Origin of the sequence: Pleurocapsa sp. PCC 7319, from assembly GCF_000332195.1 — a bacterium.
In the GTDB taxonomy this organism is placed as follows: Bacteria; Cyanobacteriota; Cyanobacteriia; order Cyanobacteriales; family Xenococcaceae; genus Waterburya.
Map to the genome: position 1 here is coordinate 1,656,528 of NZ_KB235922.1, position 21,143 is coordinate 1,677,670.

At 37.2% G+C, this 21,143-nt stretch carries 13 protein-coding genes; 5 read left to right on the forward strand and 8 right to left on the reverse strand.

The features are described 5' to 3' along the window. Window positions 1–48: 48 nt before the first annotated feature. The 4 genes from PLEUR7319_RS0111435 (at window position 49) to PLEUR7319_RS0111455 (ending at window position 7,532) form a co-directional block, all read left to right on the forward strand. Window positions 49–858, forward strand: coding sequence for a sulfotransferase (locus PLEUR7319_RS0111435; RefSeq protein WP_019505361.1), 810 nt, complete (start codon window positions 49–51; stop codon window positions 856–858). Window positions 859–1,297: 439 nt separating this feature from the next. Then, window positions 1,298–3,115, forward strand: a complete 1,818-nt coding sequence (locus PLEUR7319_RS0111445) for a DUF6212 domain-containing protein (RefSeq protein ID WP_144054290.1) — start codon at window positions 1,298–1,300, stop codon at window positions 3,113–3,115. A gap of 85 nt (window positions 3,116–3,200) precedes the next feature. Next, the gene (locus PLEUR7319_RS0111450; protein WP_019505364.1) at window positions 3,201–5,831 is read left to right on the forward strand and encodes a glycosyltransferase; all 2,631 of its coding nucleotides are present in this window, start codon (window positions 3,201–3,203) and stop codon (window positions 5,829–5,831) included. A 9-nt stretch (window positions 5,832–5,840) separates the two neighbouring features. Then, on the forward strand, window positions 5,841–7,532 hold the full coding sequence (locus PLEUR7319_RS0111455; protein ID WP_019505365.1) for a rhamnan synthesis F family protein: 1,692 nt from the start codon (window positions 5,841–5,843) through the stop codon (window positions 7,530–7,532). A gap of 265 nt (window positions 7,533–7,797) precedes the next feature. Here PLEUR7319_RS0111455 and PLEUR7319_RS0111460 read toward each other — a convergent pair whose 3' ends face one another. From PLEUR7319_RS0111460 to PLEUR7319_RS38860, 8 genes are all read right to left on the reverse strand, one after another. Beyond that, the gene (locus PLEUR7319_RS0111460) at window positions 7,798–8,145 is read right to left on the reverse strand and encodes a hypothetical protein (protein ID WP_019505366.1); all 348 of its coding nucleotides are present in this window, start codon (window positions 8,143–8,145) and stop codon (window positions 7,798–7,800) included. A gap of 300 nt (window positions 8,146–8,445) precedes the next feature. Then, a complete protein-coding gene (locus PLEUR7319_RS43105; protein ID WP_256380631.1) occupies window positions 8,446–8,571 on the reverse strand; it encodes a hypothetical protein in 126 nt (41 codons plus the stop codon). A 102-nt stretch (window positions 8,572–8,673) separates the two neighbouring features. After that, window positions 8,674–9,393, reverse strand: a complete 720-nt coding sequence (locus tag PLEUR7319_RS0111470) for a class I SAM-dependent methyltransferase (RefSeq protein WP_019505367.1) — start codon at window positions 9,391–9,393, stop codon at window positions 8,674–8,676. Between the two features lie 60 nt (window positions 9,394–9,453). Continuing rightward, a complete protein-coding gene (locus PLEUR7319_RS0111475) occupies window positions 9,454–9,717 on the reverse strand; it encodes a hypothetical protein (protein ID WP_019505368.1) in 264 nt (87 codons plus the stop codon). A 61-nt stretch (window positions 9,718–9,778) separates the two neighbouring features. Then, entirely contained in the window at window positions 9,779–11,005 is a 1,227-nt protein-coding gene (locus tag PLEUR7319_RS38035; protein ID WP_019505369.1) for a sulfotransferase domain-containing protein, read from the reverse strand. A gap of 13 nt (window positions 11,006–11,018) precedes the next feature. Beyond that, on the reverse strand, window positions 11,019–11,864 hold the full coding sequence (locus tag PLEUR7319_RS35010) for a glycosyltransferase family A protein (RefSeq protein ID WP_019505370.1): 846 nt from the start codon (window positions 11,862–11,864) through the stop codon (window positions 11,019–11,021). A 73-nt stretch (window positions 11,865–11,937) separates the two neighbouring features. After that, on the reverse strand, window positions 11,938–12,783 hold the full coding sequence (locus PLEUR7319_RS0111490) for a class I SAM-dependent methyltransferase (RefSeq protein WP_019505371.1): 846 nt from the start codon (window positions 12,781–12,783) through the stop codon (window positions 11,938–11,940). Window positions 12,784–12,819: 36 nt separating this feature from the next. Further along, window positions 12,820–16,359, reverse strand: coding sequence for a DUF6212 domain-containing protein (locus tag PLEUR7319_RS38860; protein ID WP_019505372.1), 3,540 nt, complete (start codon window positions 16,357–16,359; stop codon window positions 12,820–12,822). Between the two features lie 288 nt (window positions 16,360–16,647). Here PLEUR7319_RS38860 and PLEUR7319_RS38040 point away from each other — a divergent pair, with 288 nt between their 5' ends. Beyond that, window positions 16,648–21,135 carry a glycosyltransferase gene (locus PLEUR7319_RS38040; RefSeq protein WP_019505373.1) on the forward strand — a complete coding sequence of 1,496 codons (4,488 nt, stop codon included), beginning with the start codon at window positions 16,648–16,650 and terminating at the stop codon, window positions 21,133–21,135. Window positions 21,136–21,143: the final 8 nt, after the last annotated feature.

Genomic DNA, 21,143 nt, shown 5'->3' on the forward strand with positions numbered 1-21,143 from the left:
GTTATTGTTTCAAGCTATATCGAAATAAATTTGATTTTTATTAGCATAATGAATATTGAAAAAAATCAAGAAGAAATATCACAGCATAGACCTATATTTATCATTGGCTCAGGAAGATCAGGCACAAGCATTTTAACAGGTGCAATGCGTTCTGGAGGACAAATTGAAGGATATTTAGAAGGTCATTTTTTACCATTAATTCTGCTTTTCATGCAAGATATAGAACGCTATTATTTTTCAAAACGTAGCTTACTTGATGATAAAAGACATATGATTGCGGATATCAGTCAAGATTATGTGGAAAAACAAATAGCTGAGTTTTTTCGTAAAACCAGTGAATCTTTAGCCACTGATAAAGTTTGGTTGGATAAATCTCCAGATTCTGCCATGATTAAAGCAGTTCCATACATTGTAAAGATCTGGTCACAATCACGCTTTATCTTTGCTAAAAGACGAGGTATAGAAAATATAATTTCTCGCCTTAAAAAGTTTCCCCATGTCCCTTTTGAAAAACATTGTCTTATGTGGAAAGATTGCATGGAATCTTGGTTGATGATTAAAGATAAAATGCAATATTGTTCGATTGAAATAGAACAAAGAGAAATTGCTTTAAATCCACAAAAAACAGCGCAAACAATTGGTACTTTTTTAGACTTAGATCAAGCAAAAGTCGAAAAAATAGCACACATATTTACTACTCAAAGACCTCAAAATACGGGAGGAAAAGAGGAATTAAAAGCAATCACAATTACTGAAACTGGCTGGACCAATGAACAAATTAATATATTCAGAAAACATTGCGGTTTGATAAACAATAAATTTGGTTATTGCGAATCGTCATCTTATTATTTGCAATAAAATTTGTAGCAGAAACTGTGAAAATAACCAAAGATAATATATGCGAAGCAGTAGAAAATTACGATGAATTAGTTGAAATGATTGCTGGTAGTAAATATGAAAAATATTTATTTGAATAATAACCTAAACACAATATTTTAAGCGACTTCAGTATTAAAGTATGTATGCTTTGAATAAAGAAAAATCTTATGTTCTGAATAATAGTAAAAAAATGAATTACAGGTCTGAAAAAATACAGATTTTTACTAATCAGTCTAATCTAAAAAAAATTCACTCTTCTACATCTAAGCTTATTAGATCTGCTCAAGATCAAAATTTTTTTTTAACCCTATTGAATATTACTAGATCAATTGAAATTTATGAATTCAAATACGACCAAAAATCGCAGAAAGGTACTATTCTACTAGCAGACAATGAATCAAATAAAAATTTAGTTAAAATGCAATTAGCTCCTAATTTTTGTTTGGGGCTATTAGCTTTTTCTGAGGCAGGTAAAGCGGAATTAAATGAGCTGCTCTCATGGTGGTCTTCTCGTAGTAATAATAACTATGTTCCCAATTTTATAGAACTAGATCTACAGCAAGAACCAGCCAAGATACAGGCAGAATTTTGGCAAAAAATGTATGTGCAAAAAGAACAACAAATATATTCTCTAGCCCAAAGAATCTCCACCTTACAGAAACAGTATTTAGAACTGAGGACCTTGCACGAGAATATGCAAAATGCTTTTGTAGCAGTTGAAGACTACTTAAGTCAGGCAAAACTACCACCATTACAATTAGCGTTTGAGAATCAGCCGACTCAAAAATTGGTCGAACCCAGTACTATCTCTCAATCAAATTCTGTGAGGATCAAACAATTATTACCAGTAAGTTCTAGAGGTATAGCAGTAATTGAATTACTAATAGTCAGAAAAAATAAAAATGCTGTTGGTAACTTGATTGTACAGTTGAAAGCTTGTGAAGATGAAACCTGTTTTGCTCAGTGGCAGATTCCCTACGAACAATTGTCAGATGGCTGGTTAAGTTTAGATCTTCCTAGAATCGATATTGGTAGGAAAAGAGATGTAGAGCTAATCATCGATTGGAATACTCAGACTGGTTTCGCCCCCGCTTTAGTTTTAGGAGCAATTCAGCTAATTCCTGAACTTAGAGCCTATTGCAATGAACGCCCTTTAAAACACAGCTTGGCCTTTCGCATTTGGCAGGGTTTACCAGGAACCAGAAAAGTTACTAGTCCTCATCTCAAGCCCGTAAATCAAGACAGAGAAATTAAGTTAGGTTATCTAGGACAGGGGGTAATGGCAGGAGTTCAAGAAGTTACAAATCAGCCTGATGATAGTTTTGCTCATGTACAGGTAATCGATCGCGGGAGTAAAATTATGACCCATCCCCGCGTTAATGGAGATTCTACCATTGCTATATTACCCTTTAGTTTTTCATCAAAGGCTAATTATCTAACTGCCACAGTCATTACAGAACACGAAGAAGCCGACACCATGGAATATGCTATGGCAGTAATTAGCAAAGACACAAAGCTAGAGAATGACTTACCAGCAGAGTCTACCCTCGCTTATTCAGGTTGGATACCAGTAGAATCCAATACTCAAAAACGAATTTCTGTATTCTTAGACAGTCCACCGCCTGAAAATTGTCACATAGTTATAGCAGCAAAACTAGCTCCTGATAGTAAACCTGATTGTGCTTGGTGTCGCTGGCTTAATTTTCGTCTAGATTATCATTTACAAAATCCCGAAGAGAATGAGCAACTCAAGACAGAGACAATCAGAAATGCGTCTTTAGATTCATTACAAGAGCGTTTTCCAAGAGTACAAATACTCAACGCTAAGGGGAAAATTCAAGTTCATCCTTTTATGGGTATTGATACTGTTGCAGTTTTACCTAGAGCTGTTCCCCAAAATACAGTCAAAGTCAAAACGGTAGTATGTACTCCTAATGAAAAAGCATCTGCTATTGAATATGCTATGGCAATTATCGAACAGGATAATGATGACCTAGCTAGGCTGGCAGTAATCTCTGGCGAATCAGGGTTAGGTTTTTCGGGATGGCGTCGTGTAAAAGCCAATACTCCTCATCGCCTCAATCTGGAGCTAGCTTATCCGACAAAAAAAACTTGCCATTTAGTGTTAGCTACCCGTATACCAGAGGATGGTAGCCAGAATCATGCCTGGGCAAGATGGCTAGAAATCAATTATGTTTCAGCTGTCGCCAACCAAAGTCTAGAGCTAGTCGGCTGATAGAAAAGGCAATAAAATTTCTGCTTTTGCCTTGATACTTCATCCTAATTAAGACTTTTACCAGACACCAATAATAGTAGAATATATGCTGGCTACTACAGAAAGTCATCCCAATAAAATAGCCTCTGCACCGAGAATAGCTATAGTTATTCCTGTTTTTAAACATAGTGTTTTGGTAGCTGAGGCAATTACCTGTGCTTTGGAACAAGACACAGAGTTTCCCCAGGTAATCATCGTTGTTAATGATGGCTGTCAATTCTCCGAAACTGATCGGGTAAGTCGTGATTTTGCTCTAGCTCATCCAGAGCGAGTTTTCTATCTTTATCGCTCCAACGGTGGTTTAAGTGCAGCTAGGAACACTGGTATTGATTTTGCTCTCACTACTTGGAACTCTGTAGAGGCTATTTATTTGCTAGATGCGGATAATCGGATTTCACCGCACACCATTGAACGTTCGTTTAAAATTTTACTTTCCGAGCCAGAAATAGGTTGGGTTTATCCCACTATTGATATGTTTGGTCAGGAAGAAGGAGGAGATTTTGACTATCGAGGGGCATATTCCATACTGCGTCATCTAAGATTTAATATCTGTGAAGCTGGAAGTATGATTCGTCGGCAAGTATTCGACCGGGGGTGTCGATATGATGAATCAATGAAACTCGGTTTTGAAGATTGGGATTTTTGGTGGCAGGCCATTGCAGTAGGATATCAAGGCAAACATCTTCCAGAATCAGGATTTCAATATCGCAAGCGTTTTGCCAGTATGTTGAGTAGTGCCGAACGAGATGAAGTAGAAATCAAAAACTACATGAGGCGCAAACATCGTGAGTTATTGACTCACAGTAATGTTTTGAATTGGGAGCATCAGGCAGCACCTCGTTATGCCATTGTTTTATCTGATACCCAGCAGGTTATTTTGACTTCCGATCCCACACAACAGGAGCGTTCAATTAGTAGAGACGAATTTATTGATTATTATCATCGAGGACGGAGTATGCCTGTGCGCTACCATCGTTCTTACTTTTTAGTTTTTACTAACAGCACGGTTCTGAGTTTTCTACTACAGCAGAAATTAATTCATGGTCTATTTTGGCGTTTAGAACAGACTCAAGGCACGGCAGATTTTTCTGTTCTGAATATTGAACCCAGTTCAAACAAAGCCCTGGTCATAGAGAAACTAAATACAGTTTCTAATCTGGACATGGGAGAAAGCGAACATCTAATTATGACTTCCATTGGAGTAATGGATAGATGTCTATCAGAAAAGCAACTAGATTGGCTTTATAGTTTAATTTGCTCTGAGCCACTACCTAAAATGGTTCAGCTTCTATTAAAAATTCCCATCTCCCCCTGGGCTAAAATGCTTCTGACTGGATGTGCTGATGATTTAATCTCCACTTTCAAAGCTTTGCGTGGCAGTATGTCTTCAGACAAGTCTCTTTGGGATTGGCATAGTAGTTATTTACCGCACCAATCTTTGATGTTTGAAGATGCTCGTATGGTGTTAGATTGCGCCCCAGTCTATCCTAAACTAGCTGAAGCTAAAAAGCCCTTACAGATTGGTTTTGTGCTCTCGATCTTAGAATTTGGTGGAGTAGAAAAAGTTGCTTTAAATCTAGCTACTGTTTTTCATCAGGCAGGATGGGAAGTGCATTTGTTTGTTTTTGGCTCTCGAATGCAACAGTTACCCGAATGGGCACAGGTTTTTACTACCATTAATTTTTATCATGAACCAGGTATGTCTCCTTGGCAGGGGGAAAAGTACATGGGAACCAAAGGAGATGCTTGGTCATCTCAAGAAGAGCAAATGACAGCCAAAGGCCTCTTATCTTGGTTGGATGTGGCAATTAATTTTCATAACGCGACCGTCAATACTATTATGGGGCAACTGCGACGCTCGGGAGTTAAAACCATAATGTCTTTGCACGTACACGATCTTAGTCCTTGGCAGCGTCCCGCAGGACATACATATCTTACTTTGGGTTATGAACACGCTTACGATCTCATTGTTCCATGTTCCCAAAACATGGCTGATTGGTGTCATGCCATGGGTATACCTGAGGACAAAATAGTGATTGTTCCCAATGCTGAAGGCTATCCTCTGGATTCAAATACTGCAAAACAATTTATTATGGCTCGGAGAGTTCGAAGGAATTCTCATAATAAATTGAGAGTTTTGTTTATAGGTCGTTTTGATCGTCAAAAGGGATTAGACCGCTTAGTTAGTGTTGTGAAGCGATCGCGTCAGCTTCAGTTACCCATTGAGTGGAAGTTAGTCGGCAAAAATATTCTGGAGACTGCACAAGATGCTGAGGGTTTGATGTCTCTTGCAGATTTGATTGAGCCTCCCGCATTGACTACAGCAGAACTTAATCAACTGTATGGCTGGACAGATGTTTTGTTTTTACCCTCTTATTGGGAAGGTTTGCCATTGACTATTTTAGAAGCCATGCGTCTAGGGGTAGTAGTTTGCGCTTCAGATGTAGGAGCAGTTACCGAAGTTCTCGAACATGAGCAAACAGGTTTAGTAATACCCAATATTGAGCATGAAATGTATGTGCAAAAGGCGATCGCACTACTGCAAAGATTATTAACTCATCCAGCAGAATTAGAACGTATAAGTCAAGCAGCTATCTCTAGAGCAGCAGAACATTCATGGAATCGTGCCTGTGTTGACCTGATTGCCAAACTAGAAAATCTAATTTCTGAAATATAAACCTACAATATGAACACAACAAATACTAGCAACAGCAGTCAAGAATTTATTGCTCGGGGTCATAAATTAAAAGAGGCAGGTAATTTAGACGAAGCGATCGCTACGTATCAAAAGGCTATTAAATTAAACTCTAATTCCTGGGAAGCTTATCATTTTCTGGGAGAGACTCTAGTTCAGAAAAATGAATTGACTACCGCAACGAAATTTTATCGTCTGGCTATAGCGATCAATCCTAGTAATTGTTGGTCATACCATTGCCTGGGACAAGCTTTATTTTGGCAGGGGAATGTAGATGAAGCGATTCCCTATGGATTGCGCTCGATAGAGCTGGAACCCGAGCGAGCAGAGTTTTTGGCTCAACTAGGACTATATTTCGAAAACAAGGGAGAGTTTGCACAAGCGATCGCCTATTTTCAGCAAGCCCTGAAGCTGAAGCCCTCACTTCCAACATCTACCTACTTTAGCCTGATTAAATTGCTGTGGTCCCAAGATCAAATCAACGACGTAATGACCTACTGCCAAGATGGGATTCAGGTTCATCCTCAATGTGCCGAATTACATTTTGAACATGGCAAAATTTTAGCAAGCCAAAATCTCTGGCAAGATGCAGCAATTAGCTACAGCAAAGCAGTTGAAGTTAAGCCCCATTATTGGGAAGCACATGAAGCTTTAGGAAATGTCTTTTTGGAATTAAATCAGTTAGATCGAGCTGCTCAAGCTCAAAAACGTGCTGAAGCAGAGTTTTACCAGACTCAAGAATTTAGCCCTAGCGATCTCCCCCCTGATTTCGACTGGGAGATATATTTAGCCTTTAATTCTGAGTTAAATATCTCTTCAAAATTACAGGCGATCGCTCATTTCATGCTTTATGGGTCAAAGGAAAATAAACTATACGCCCTCAAAGATCTTCACGATCCTAATAAAAGACCGGATATTGCTCCCCAGTCAGTGATTCAACCGTCAAAAAGAACCATAACTGATGTTCTTCCTCAACCAACTAAATTAGCAGTACTCGTACATATATACTATTTTGAGCTTTGGTCAGAAATATGTAGCTATCTGAAAAATATTCCTTCAGAATTTGATTTATTCATCAATATCGTTGCCACCATTTGGCAATCCCAAATGCACGAACAAATTCGCCAAGATTTTCCTCAAGCCAAGATTTTAATCAGTCCCAATCGAGGCAAAGACGTTGGTGGACATCTATCTTTAATGGCTCATCTGGATTTTAGTCAGTACAATCTCATGTGTTTACTGCATACTAAAAGAAGCCCCCACATTGATGAAAGAATTTCTGATATCTGGCGCAGGGATTTGTATGATGCTCTTTTGGGCACTAGAGAAAAGGCTGCTCAAAACATAGCAATTATGAATCAATATCCCTATATTGGTTTTATCGGTTCGCGGTATTGGCGATGTACAATGATGGGCAATAATTGGGAAAACTATAACCGCTTGATAACTGAATTCAAAATCAAGCCAGAAGCCCAAAACTGTGAATATCTTTCTGGCACAATGATGTTTGTACGACCGCAAATTATGGAAATTCTATACAACCATTTTCACGATGTAGAACTGGAAAATGGAGATGAAAAAGACTTGAGTTTTCATATTGATGGACAAATTGCCCATGCGATCGAACGCTTAATTGGTAATTTAGTTCGCGATCAAGGACTAGATTTTTTCTGGCAGGAATAAACTCATGAAAATGCATTTTAAATTCCGCAGTTTTTCTATTTTTTATTAGCGATCGCATTTGTTAGATTTGTTGATACATTGCTTCAAAACTCCCTGTTCAATATTCAATAGTCGCTCGCATCTTTAGTTACTGGCAGATTTATCTGCCGAATTAGCTTATCTTCCATGAATGAGGGGAGCTTGCGCTTGTCCGTTTTTTACCTGTCAAAGCGATCGCTCGATAGAAGCTAGCTAAACTGAATCCATACACCCTCTAAACCCTTGATTATGGGTTCTCTTCACCAAAAAGACGATCCAAAATACGGCGATTTTCTACTTGCAAACCTCTAATTTCGCTTTGTATTGTTTCGATATTGGTTTGCATGGTTCGTATTACGCTTATTGAATCAACAAACATCTCTGTGGCACGCCCCATTTGTTCGGTCAACCGATCTATTTTGGTGTCTTGGGCAGCAATTACTTCAGTATTCGCTTCAACTTTTTGACCGATTCGATTGATCGCTTCACTATTAGCATTAATGTTAGCTGTGTTGGTATGGCTAAGTTTGATTGCTGATTCTAAAATCTTTTCGATTTGCGTTAATCTTTGTTCTGGGTTGAGTTCTTGAGGCATATTTAATTAGTATTTATATTTCTCAATTATAGTATTGATCGTATATACGAACGCCCTACTGCAATTCCCAATTGATTCGCTTGCTTGTTTAGGAAATCAAGTTATTGTGCGATAAAGTTGGCTCATAGTTTGCCGATCGCTTTACTCATATGTTTTATAAAGAGAATGCGATCGCCTGACTAAATTGTAAAGCTACCATACGACTGCTGGATTAAAGGGTAAAAAATCTATTGGGTATGAAATTAGGTATGCAAAACATTTGATCTTGAAAAGCGATCACTTGACTGAATAGTAAAGTTATTACCCGCTACAGAGCAAGGCATTAATCATCCAAGCTAATGCTTTCAAATGACGTAAATCTTGATATTGAATATGTTGATGCAGCAGACTTAACCGTTGATTATAAACAGGGGTAACGATCAACATGGACAAGAAAGCTCAAAAATATTTATTTTCAGCTTCTCATTAACCAGTCAGCTTTTTTGCTCATCAAGTGAAATTTGCCAGACTAATTTCGAAAATTATGAATTATGGAGATTTTCTACTAACTAAAACTTCTATATATTCTGCCCTAATACCTAAAGACAAATCATCAATATCTACCATCGTAGTATATAGTCCACTATGTTTTTGAATGTAATCACAGATATCATAACCCCAGTGCATAGTTACTAACGCTCCCTTAGCATCTACTGGATTTCCATGATATTCAGGTTCCCCAATATGGTTAATTGTCCCATCCTCGTTAAGGCAAGCCCATACCTCCGTGGGATTGTTTTTATTGATAATTGGTACTGTGAAGATGTGAGCCCCTCCTGGTTTTAAAGTTCGTGCAATTTCTGCAAAAGCTTGATCGGGATGGAAAATATGCTCCATGACGTCTTGACTGATGACTAGATCGAAACTCTCGTCTGCAAAAGTTTGGTTTTCTAAATTCTCATTTCTCCAGCCTGTAGTATGAATCTCTCCAGGCTTAAGCTCAGGAAAATAATGAGTACCAATATATTTTTCATTGTTTTCCTGTAGTTTTACGCTAGCACCTCTTCCTCCAGGAGACGATTCATGAATACTTAATTGTCTCCAATTAGGATAATATTTTTCAATACAATACATCAAGGCTCGCTCTCTAGGAATGGAATTGCAGTTACTGCAAACATACCAATCTCTTAGCCAGTCTCTTTTAGCAGAGAATGTTACTTCGCGATCGCAAGTATGGCAGTATCCTTTATTTTCGATAATGTTAGGCATTTATGGATTATTATACTGATTATTAGGTTGATGCTAATAGAATTAATTGATTGCAATTAATTAACTATTTATTTTTTTAAACTCCAATATTTTCATCGGTATTTTCTGTTGGTTTGACAATATTGACTGTAATAAAAGTTTGTAACTAGAAACACCTGATTCTATTCCGATTAAGATTTCAGTTAATTTCGCTGAAAAGCCACTCATTTCAGAATTTTCAATATTTGGATAGACAAGAGCGACATCTGGACGCTTTTCAAGTGGAATGATTTTCATCACTTTCTTGCTAATCAAATCAACAATTTCAATTGCAATTACAGGCATTTTTATTGAGGTTGTTTATTTAAAAAACAACTGCTAATTCCTATTTAATATTTGACTTAACTTATTTAATTAAACTAGAGTTCCTCTTTAGAAGAACATCAAGGGCTTCATTATAAGAACCGTAATAGTTATCTAATCTTTGTACGACTGATGTAGATGCAACTGGGTATTTACTTGCATAAATTTTGCTCACTTCTCTAGGTAAATTGTCATTTAAATCTAGAAATGAAAATAATTTTTCAATAAACTTCTGAGATTGATTTTGCAAGTCTTCATATTGCAAAACTAAAATCTGTTCTGCGGGAAAAAAATCCAGCCAGTTTTTAATTTGATCGACATATTCACCTAACCAGAGATATAGCAAAGTATTGCCATATTTTTCAATCTGATTACTTATTTTCTTGGTATCATGTTTAATATCAGGTGGTAAATCTAAAACTCTATTGATTTCTGCTTCACTAAAAACTTCTTCAATGGTTCTGGTTTCATCCCCTACTCGATTAACATGATGGTAATACTGAGAGATTGCTCTTTCTGTTGGATTACGCAAACATACGATCAGTTTTGTATATGGAAAATGTTCTTTAACTCTTTTTGGAACGTGCTTTACATGCAAATAACTAGGACTAGCTTCCCCGATTAAGTAATTTTTGTTTCCAGAGACTTCTTTTTTTCTCGTAAAGTGGGACAGATACCATTCCAAGCCTTTATCGTAGTGATAGGAGAAATAATGAATTTCTTTGGGCGCACGCTGAATAACCTGAGGATGCTTGACTAAATAGCTATATATAGCAGAAGTGGCTGCTTTCATCGCTCCGATAACCATAAAATCTGGAGCTAAATTAGAAGTTAATAAGTCTTCTGTGCTAACTCTTTCTAATTTGACAATTATGATGGGAACACGCTTTCCATCTCCAAAAACAGCGTTGATAGTTAATTCATTTTCAATTTGATTTGGGTCTAAGACAATTTCATCACGAAAACCAAAACTTGTTTTTTGTTCCTTAGCTAAATCACCATAAAGCTTACTCAAGTCACCGCGATGATAGGAAGTCGGTATTTTTTGGAGTACCCGATTCTTGCAAACTACTTCAACAGATTTTACTGCTGTTTTACCAACGACCCAGCCAGAAATCATCAAACGAGAATTAACTATAAATAATCCTTTAGTAGGTTCGCCAATGTTGTAACCATGAAAAATATCCTGGTTAATCGGCAGACGAATTATCTCTGCTACTGCTAATGATTGGCGATTTTGAACAGTACTATCAAGTAGTTGCTCTGTCATTAAACTTGCTCCATTATGATAGTTGATCTATGTAATCTTTTTGCCATTGCCAACACTGTTTAAGAAAGTGAAGCAAAATCTTATTAGTCTGTGCTTCAGGCAAGCCAAGTAAATTGCATCCTTGGCTGAGAACTTGTTCTCCCTCAATCCACTCTAAAGTTCCTGCACTAGCAATACGTGCATTGGAACTCTTTTGTCGCCAAAAATTGAGCGCGTCAGAGATAAAAGCAATATCAGACTGTGCCAATATTTTGATCCATTGCAGCCAGTCACCACATAATCTAAATGGGTGAGTAATAATTCCGCCACTAGCTTTCAATGCTTGTTTGCGAATTAGTACCGCACTGGCATTGGGAATAGTATTTTTGACGGTGATGTATTTAACAATTTCATCTCGTCCAGAGTTAATGAAATCCTGATGCCAACGCCGATGGTGAAGGTCATTTGTCCAACAGTTAGCATCTCCCAAAATATGACCTTGAACATCCACCATCCAAGACTGAGTATAAGCCAATCCTACATTGGGCCATCGCTCCATAATCTCCACTAATCTCTTTAAGAAAAAGGATGAAGCATAGTCATCAGATTCGGCAATCCAAATATATTCTCCTTGAGATAGCTCTACTCCCTTGCGCCACTGACGAAAAACCGATCCACTATTACTTTGATTAGGAGCAAAAGTAGTATTGGGCATCATGTCTGCATAAGACTGTAAGATTTCGCGACTATTATCATTAGAACAATCATCAAGTAAGATAACTTCAAAATCTTGATATGTTTGCTGATAAATAGAATCAAGCCTTTGTTTCAAGTAAGAAGCGTGATTGTAATTGGGAACAATTACAGAAACTTTAGCCATGTTTACTATTTCCTAATTGAAAGGAAGATTATTAAGGGTGTCGGACTTGAGTGGTGGCATTACTTAACAAAGTTTATTTTTTACTTTTCAAAAATATAATGGCAATGGGATCGCTTTGAGACAGATAGAATTCGTGTAGTTCAAATAAATCAGAGTAAGCTTCAGCAGCATACTTATGGGGAATAAATGTTTCCCCATAAAAGTCTCCAGTCAACTCTCCTCCGCCAGTCAAATCATGGCTATTAGAATGTAAAAATTTGCCTTGGTCATAAGCTGTTTTTGCCTGAGCAAAATCTGGAAATAAGCAGCTTAAAGCCTTCGCATAACCTGAGGGATTCTGGGTTTTAAGGCTTTCACAGTAACTCAAAAATACCTTGGCTCTGGTTGTCATAGCAATTACTCCTCCTGGTTGAAGCAAACGGTAGAATTCTTCTATCCAGGCACGACAAGCTTTTTCTGATAAATGGGAAAATACAGAATAACCAACAATATGGCTAAATTGACTATCAGAGAGAGAAGATGGTGGAAAAGGAGCAGATTTAGCAAAATTATTGTTGTCAAAAGTGTTATTACACAAATCAACAAACTGTTGTTGAACATCGAGTCCGTAAATTTTGTCTAAAGGAACTTCTCGGATAAAAAATCTAGCTATCCGACCCCAACCTGCACCAAAATCGAGCAATTTACTCTGACTGGAGAGAGGAATATCCATAGATGAAAACTTCTCTTTGCATACTTGATAAAAGTCAAAAGCTTTTTTTAAAGTTTGTTCTCCAGAAGAACCTGTTGTAGATATTTGCAAAGCTTCATCAGGAAATTGAGGCATCTTCGAGCCGTTAAAGATAACTTCTTGATGTTGGCTTTTACATACTAAGTCAAACCAGTCTTGATCAGTTACAGTTGCGATATTGCTTGTCATAATTTTTAAGCTAAGATCTAGTTCAAGGGTAAAAAATTAAGGTGTATAGCTGTTTTTCTGACTCATTTGATTAATTAGAGCCAAGATTTTGGGAGCTAAAACATCTTCGCTGTAAAGCTCAAAAACTTTTTTATAGGCATTGTTGCCCATTTTCTCTACTAGTTTGGGAGAGTCAAACAGATAGGAGATGGCATCTGCCATAGAATTAAGGTTCAAGTAGGGTACTGTAAGACCAGCTTCTGATTCTACAAATTCTGTTACTCCTCCAGATCCCTCAAAGCCAACTATGGGCAGTTTGCAGATAGCAGCTTCAGACATAACTAGAGGAAATGGATCTTCTCTCGAAAGCAGCAAAAATATGTTTCCTGCCTCAAGATAGTTAATCGGATCTTTTTTATAGCCTGTCAGCAATAGATGATCTTGAAGTTTGGCTTTGGCGATCACAAATTCCATTTCCGCTTTAGATAATTCGTTTTGCCAATCTCCTACCCATAAGAAGACGAATTTTTGCGTTGGCAGTTTTTCCTTGAGTAAAACCGCTAAAGGAATCAATAAATCCGCTCCCTTGCGCCAATCTAATGTTCCACAACTGGCAATTACAAAAGTATCAAGATCGATATTCAATTCCCGCCTAGCTTCCTTTTTAGTTTTAACTTTACTTTTTATCAAGCTATCGGTAGGGACAAAAGCATGGATTACTTCAATTTGTTCAGCCGGCACTTTACAGGTTTCCATCAAATTATGCTTAACTGCGTTAGAACAAGCAATAAAACGCGGATTATATTTCAGTAACTTATTAAACTTATCTAGACCAAGACGATATTTAATCCAAAAAGTTAGTTCATGAATATGAACAATTACGGGAGATGGAATCAAACCAACTGCATCTAATAAATCTCCTAAAGTGCTGGTATTAACATATATACAGCTATATTTATCACTTTGAATATTAGCAATATTTTCTGGTAAATTAGTCCCAGAATCAATAAAATAAGTTTTGCCACAATCATTGAGTCTGTCTAAGACAAATTTGCCTTGAATGCCATAATCCTGTACTTGTTCTCGGGCAATATTAATTAAAATTTCGATTTCCAGATCGGGTTGATTCGCTTGTATCCACTCTAACAACCTGACTAAAAATAGTTGTGCTCCTGCAGAAGCTATATCATGAAGGATAAATAAGCTTGGTCTCGAATTTATTCTCTTTTCTAGTTGTCTTATGATTGCTGCAGCTTTATCGCTGATATTCAGGGTTTTACTGCACTTCTTCAAGACATCATTACTATTTTTAACTTTAATCGTATTGAGTAAAACTGTAGAGCTATTACTGAGAACTAAACGCAAGCTAATATCTACAGAGTCAGCCAGATTGAATAATTTTTGTCGATCTAAAACTACATGACTATTAAATCCGTTGTATTTGCACTGATATCCTATATGATAATGAGCAACGTCCTGACGAAATAAATTAACTGGAATTTGTTTGAGTAAAGTATCATTAGCAATTAATTCAATGGCAACAGGCTGATGAGGAAAGCTTTGAACCCATCCTTTAACGTTCAATGCACCTTGAGAGTAAATACAGGTACCAGCCTGAGGAAATTCTAAATGAGAAATTACTTTGAAGGAACTCTCTGGCGAATCACTAAATTGAACCGCAGCGATATCCTCAATATAGATAGTTTCATCTTTTAAAAAATGAATTAAATCGTGAGAACTTGGTTTTTCTGTAGAGATCGCCTGTTCGAGTTCATCTAGAAGATTTTCTAAGAGGCTAGTATCATTTACGACCATGGTTTTTAGTAAATTAACCAAGCTTTTCCAATCGCTTTGCTTTAGTAAAGCTTCCCTAGTTGCATTAAGATAAGCGTGACCGTAAAAATGGTCTGGTTCCAAATGTGCTCCTTCAGCCCACTCATTCCAAGCATTGATAAAGACAATTTGTTCATCTTTTTGGCGACGATTGACTTTTTTAATTGCTCCTTGTAACCACAATTTATACTTATCAGGACTAGAGTTGAGCCAAATTGTTCCTTTTTCTTGTCTACGAGCTGTATTGTCCCAGGAGGGCATCACCCCAGGAAAAATATTGTCAGGTAAGCTCTCTTCCAATGATTGCTGAACAGCATACTCATAATCATAGGCGTGACCGGGAAAATCCTGATTTTCCAAACCAGGAGGCTCTAATTCTTTAACGCACAAACTATTCGGTGGAAACTGTACTCCAGAGTCGCAACCCAAAGCCACTGGATCTTTCAGACCAAACCCCAAAACTCCTGCAATATGAACTTCGCCCACACCGCGATCACGAAACATCTGGCGCCACTTAACAATTACTTCGGACGGATTAGGAATATGACTAATCCTGTAAATTAATAACATTGGCTTGTTGTTAACTTTGATGTAACGTGAATCCAACAGGTAGGGAACTACACTCGCAGCAAAAGCTTCTAGACTTTCTGGAGTGTATTCTTGAGCCATTAAAATATCGGTTTCTTTACCATCCCAACTTCTCGTCCAGTTTTCATTTGCCCAACAAATACAGAAGGGAAAATTAGGTTTTTGACTCTCTAAAATTGCGTCTAAAGGACGTTCTAAAAGACGTTTTCCATTAAACCAATAGTAATAGTAGCAAAATCCATAAATGCCATAGTTTTGAGCTAGTTTGGCTTGAGCTTCTCTGACTTCAGCCAGTCGCAGATCATAAAATCCTAAGTCTGCAGGTAGATGAGGTTGATAATGACCTTGAAACCAAGGTTTAGCCTTGGTCACATTGATCCACTCGGTAAAACCATTCCCCCACCACTGATCGTTTTCTGGAATTGGATGAAATTGAGGAAGGTAAAAAGCAATCAAACGAACTTCATGATTGAGTTTAGATTTGTTTAGAGATTTTTCTAATTTACTGATGGATTCTAATGATAGGTCTGAATGACCGTAACTATTCACACCGTTACATTTGTCACGGTCAAAGCTAATGATCGTATCAACTTGCTTTTTTTCTTTAAATAATTGTGGTGAGTCTAAATGATTTTGATGATTTTCTTGATGAGAAAAAAATAATTTTTTAGTTGCGGTCAATGACGAGGACTCTGCTGCCTCAGAAAAGATAAATTGAAAATCTATCCATCTCGCCCAAGCATATTCCCTATGGCTATTCTCGGGCAAACGAGTAGCTATTACTAAATGGTGATTCTGACTGGCAACATCTAGCAGCTCTAATACAATTTCATAAATTTCGTTTTTATCTACCCGGTGCCAACCTGAATGATATAGAGCATATTCAGTATGAGTAATTGCATATCGTGCCTCCACGTCGCTATTAATTTCAATTACAGCCATGGCGTACTCAATTTCTGAAGCATGTTCATTTTCAGTACAAACTAAAGCTTTGATTACAGTAGTATACTGAGGCACTGCATAAGGCAAAATAGCAATAGTTTCGGTTTCTTCACAAGGATGCAATTGTATTTTTGATTCGTCTTTTATTTCTACTAATCTGTCTAAGCCGTTTTGATTTTCGGAAAAGGTTGCATCTCTGATGGGAATTGTTTGAGAATCTATAATTATTTCCATATTGTGATTGAATTAATGGCTCGATTTGATACTAAATAAACCCAAAAGTTGAGAGATGAAATCGAGGTGACGCTATTTTTTTTCTTTAAAAATGCTTTTTGAAACCGATTATATTAGGAAGTTTTTTATTTCGCAACTAGTAAATATACTGAGACTATCTAGTCAGATAAACTGTTTATAAATTGATAATTACTGTTACATATTGGCACATTATTTTTCTTGTGTTAGCATTTTGAGCGATTAGAGCGGCATTATTCAATCGTGCCATTAAGCAAGATTAAGATAGGTATGAATACAATTCAGTCTGGAGTATGTAATGGAAAAATTTGGGTTATTCCCAACAATGAAGAAACAAACGTAAATTCCAGATTTGTAATAGCCGATAAGCAAAAAAAAATTTCTAATATTAATCTTAATTGGTATGACGATAAAGTAGCTTATGCTGAAGAATTATTAGCACTATTAGCAGAATGTAATTTATTACCCAATCCCTGTTTTGAATTTCAGACAGAAACAGACTGTAAATATTGGACTGTAAATAAAAGCGGCCCAGGCAAAGGTTCGTTTGGAATTGACTTTCGTCCTGAGTGGACGTTAGAAGATGGTCACACTGCTTATTTACACGTTTCAAATGCTAGCAATATTAGTATCAGTACTATCATACCAATTGTTGATGCTAGCCTGCCTTTCAGATTCTCAGGTTTTTTTGGTACTCACAGAACACAGGGGATTGTGAGACTAACACCGATTAATGAATCAAATCAGAAATCTCAGTCTCTTAGTTATATTGTTCCTCAATCTAATATATTTCGTGGCGGCACTCAATTAAATGATTATGCTTATCATCAATGGTCGTTCGACCTACCCCACGATACGATCAAAATTGAGTTGACTATTAGTCTGGGAGAGTATCATGGTCATGATGTTAGTGTAAATTCAAGCTTTTTATTTTTCACTAACCTTTATTTTGGTGTTTTGGGTGATTCCTTCTCCGCATATATTCCCTATTCCCCAAATGCATTTAAGTTAAGTACCTATTTGTCTCGGACTAGTGACAACACTACTGTAGGTATCGCTCCTCTTCCAAGAGGGGTATCTCAGTATCCAGAAATAACACTTGCAATTGAAAACTCTGAAGCTGAAGGAATAGCATTAAAATCACAGGAAAATATTACAGGTAAGTTAACAGTTAAGGAAGAGGCGATAGATAGGATACTAGCACTCGATATATATAGGGCTGTGGCTATCGTGCGTTGGCCACAGTCAGGAAGAGTAAAAATAATTGACCAAAATAATCAGACCATTACTGGCAGATTTGGTAGGATTAGCAACTTAAAATCTTTGCAAGATAAGTTACTCAAAGGCGAAAATCTACTACTTAATTCCGATTTTGCCAATGGATATCAAGGTTGGCACAAAATTAATGAGGCTCGACTTAACTTTAGTGATAGCACTCGTCTAAAAAATGGTAACTGTGCCTATCTATATAGTATTGCAACTAGAGAAAAAAAAACTGATCGATTTCGCATCTATACGAATAAAGATGCTGTTACGCCGTTCCCATTGTTGCCAAATCATCCTTATGTTTTAAGCGGTTACTTTGGCTATCATCGTTGCCTTGGCTGCATTGGTCTAGAATGGCTAGATGAGAATAATCGCACTATAAGTTCCCACACTTTAAATCCCGAACGCCCAGAAAGCCGTGGGGGAGAACATTTACAAGGCTACGACTTACAAAAAACTACACTTGTCTGTCCGCCAGGAGCAAAACAAGTCAGAATTTTTATTGAAAAATCATGTACGATTTTTGGCGCCAAAGATAGTTTTTTGTTCTTTACTCGTTTGTTTTTTGGCTTAGAAAGCACTGAAGGTGAAACTTTTTGGAGGCCAGCTAAAAACTATCTTAACAATTCTGAAATTCAAAAATCATTGTTCCAAGAAGGTTTTTGGGCTCAAGCTATCGAAATTACTACACCAGATATTAGGTTAAATCCCAACAGTCGTCTATTAACTGAAGACCATCATCAACAAGTGTGGCAGATCCATGATTGTTATCTAGATGATTCTCAATTGCAAATTAATAACTTTCTTCTTTTAGAAGGAGCGATCGCAGCTAGCGCAGGGGAAGAAACTTTAGCCCTTTATCATCAGCTCAGATCTCAGATCAATTACCAAGATTTTTCATTAAATCAAGATCAAGTTGCTTACAAACAGCCTAGGAACCAATCGCATGATTTAGCTTTACAACGGCAAATACATAAAATTCAAAACTCTCAGTTATGGCTCAAAGATTGGTATGTCAATCAATATCCTGAAGCAAACAGTTTTAATGAACCATTAGAACACTTTTTAACTCAAGGCTGGAAAAAAAATTGTCAACCAAACCCTTACTTTGATATTGAATTTTATCAGCAAAATAACCACAACGAAACCAAATCAAATCCTTTACTCCACTATGTAGATTCAGGTTGGCGGAATAGCAAAGACCCCTCGCCAAAATTTTCTGTAGATGCTTATTTAGCAGAAAATCCTCATCTTTTTCATAAGGGTCAAGAACCTCTAGGTCATTTATTAGCCAATGGTGTGCGGGGCATCGGTAATGCACCAGCATACGATTTAGAAAATCCTCATTACTATGTCATTCCTCATCAAACTAAAGGAAGTGAGGTGGTTAAAGATTCCGCTCTCAGAGGAATGATCGATTTTGAAAAAGTGCCATTAGCGCCTAAAAACAAGCATTTTAAAGCTATAGGCTTGAATTTACATTGGATAATTCCCGATTTTGCTCCAGGGGCAGGTGGTCACATGACCATATTTCGGATTATTCGCTTTTTAGAATTGTTTGGACATCAACAAACTATTTGGATTCACAACCCTCATCCGTTTCGTACCTCTGAAGAGGCATTCACCTTAATTCTCAAGCACTTCTTACCCCTAAGAGCCAAGGTGAAATATATAGATATGGATCGAACTCAGGTAGAAAGTGAATTCGAGCAAGCAGAAGGAGATATTGCGATCGCAACTGATTGGGGTTCGGTTTATCCAGTCTTGAGTATGAGTAAATTTAAGACAAGATTTTATTTTGTACAAGATTACGAACCAATGTTTTATCCTATGGGTTCGCATTACTTGGCAGCAGAAGCTACCTACAAGGAGGACCTAAACTGTATCTGTGCCAGTCAATGGTTAAAGTCATTGATGGCTGACAGGTATCAAAGATGGGCGCGTAATTTTTGGTTAGCTCCAGATCGTACTTACTATTATCCTCGACAAGATCAAAAGCCGTTTAACAAGCAACGTCTGCGAATTGCACTTTACGCTCGCACCTTTACCTCTAGGAGGGCAGTGGAATTAGCCATCCTGGCGTTAGAAGTTCTTGCCCGTCGCCATATAGATATCCACGTCGATTTTTTTGGTGAACCTCTAAACTTGACCGAAGCTCCATTTACCTGTTCTTTTCACGGTATTTTGCCGATGAAAAAACTAGGAGAACTGTATCGAGAATGCGATCTGGGTCTTGTTTTTTCCTCTACTAACTATTCTTTAGTACCACAGGAAATGATGGCTTGTGGATTACCCGTAATTGACCTAGACGTTGAAAGCACTCAACTCACCTATGAAAAAGGAGTTGTCACCCTGGCAAAACCCTTACCACATTCTATTGCTGATGCGGTAATTAGCCTCATGGAAAATGACGAAATTCGCAAAAAGCAGATAAATAAAGCACTCGATTGGGTATCTAAGTTTACTTGGCAAGAATCAGCCAAATTAGTTGAGAAAGCATTTTTAGATCGTCTTCAAGAACTTTCTTATCAACCCTTAATACCAACAACAAAATCAACTGCTCAGATAAAAGTGAGTGTTGTGATTCCTACTTATAATGGAGGCTCTCTGTTTAAGAAGGTCTTACAGCGATTAAGTACCCAATGTCTACCTTGGGAATATGAAGTCATTGTCATTGATAGCGGCTCAAATGATGACACTATAGAAATTGTCAAAAAATTCTCAAAATTTAGACTGCATCAAATAGATAAAAAAGATTTTGGACACGGTAAAACTCGTAACCTTGGTGCGGAAATGGCAAAGGGCGAATATGTAGCATTTCTCACTCAAGACGCTTTACCGGTTAATGATACCTGGCTGTATGACCTAATTGTTTTTTTGGAATGTTATCCCCAAGTTGCGGGAGTATTTGGACGACATCTTGCCTATCCAGATGCCTCTACATATACGAAGCGAGATTTACACAATCATTTTGCTAAATATGACAATTTGCCCTTGGTGTTTAATAAGCAATTAAAGGCCAGTAATTATGGGTTAGACGAAGCAACTCTAAAAAGAATTTTACATTTCTATAGCGATAACAATTCCTGTTTCCGTAAAAGCGTATGGCAAGAGTTTCCCTATCCAGATGTCGTTTATGGTGAAGATCAACTTTGGGCAAAACATATCATTAATCGGGGTTATTCAACGGCATATTCTAAAAATGCTGTTGTTTATCATTCTCATGATTATGATGAACGAGAAATCTTTGAGCGTTCTCGTGTTGAGGCTCACTTTTTTAATCAATATTTTGGTTATGAAATGGTTAACCGTAATGCTTTATCTACAGAATTTATTCTTGATAAATTAAATCGTCACGATATTGAATGGGGAAAAAATCAAGGATTGAGCGATGAAGAAATAGCAAAACGATGTTCCTTAAATATAGCTGGTATAGCTGGTTATATGCAAGGAAAAAAAGATGCCGATTCTTGCAAAGAAATTTGCTTGTAATTATTTTT

What these genes read in the sequence shown, in the direction of transcription:
- PLEUR7319_RS0111445 (WP_144054290.1), top strand. Translation starts at nt 1,298, where the DNA reads ATGCAATTAGCTCCTAATTTTTGTTTGGGGCTATTAGCTTTTTCTGAG.
- PLEUR7319_RS35010 (WP_019505370.1), bottom strand. Translation starts at nt 11,864, where the DNA reads ATGGCTAAAGTTTCTGTAATTGTTCCCAATTACAATCACGCTTCTTAC.
- PLEUR7319_RS0111475 (WP_019505368.1), bottom strand. Translation starts at nt 9,717, where the DNA reads ATGCCTGTAATTGCAATTGAAATTGTTGATTTGATTAGCAAGAAAGTG.
- PLEUR7319_RS43105 (WP_256380631.1), bottom strand. Translation starts at nt 8,571, where the DNA reads ATGTTGATCGTTACCCCTGTTTATAATCAACGGTTAAGTCTGCTGCAT.
- PLEUR7319_RS0111455 (WP_019505365.1), top strand. Translation starts at nt 5,841, where the DNA reads ATGAACACAACAAATACTAGCAACAGCAGTCAAGAATTTATTGCTCGG.
- PLEUR7319_RS0111450 (WP_019505364.1), top strand. Translation starts at nt 3,201, where the DNA reads ATGCTGGCTACTACAGAAAGTCATCCCAATAAAATAGCCTCTGCACCG.
- PLEUR7319_RS38035 (WP_019505369.1), bottom strand. Translation starts at nt 11,005, where the DNA reads ATGACAGAGCAACTACTTGATAGTACTGTTCAAAATCGCCAATCATTA.
- PLEUR7319_RS38040 (WP_019505373.1), top strand. Translation starts at nt 16,648, where the DNA reads ATGAATACAATTCAGTCTGGAGTATGTAATGGAAAAATTTGGGTTATT.
- PLEUR7319_RS0111490 (WP_019505371.1), bottom strand. Translation starts at nt 12,783, where the DNA reads ATGACAAGCAATATCGCAACTGTAACTGATCAAGACTGGTTTGACTTA.
- PLEUR7319_RS0111470 (WP_019505367.1), bottom strand. Translation starts at nt 9,393, where the DNA reads ATGCCTAACATTATCGAAAATAAAGGATACTGCCATACTTGCGATCGC.
- PLEUR7319_RS0111435 (WP_019505361.1), top strand. Translation starts at nt 49, where the DNA reads ATGAATATTGAAAAAAATCAAGAAGAAATATCACAGCATAGACCTATA.
- PLEUR7319_RS0111460 (WP_019505366.1), bottom strand. Translation starts at nt 8,145, where the DNA reads ATGCCTCAAGAACTCAACCCAGAACAAAGATTAACGCAAATCGAAAAG.
- PLEUR7319_RS38860 (WP_019505372.1), bottom strand. Translation starts at nt 16,359, where the DNA reads ATGGAAATAATTATAGATTCTCAAACAATTCCCATCAGAGATGCAACC.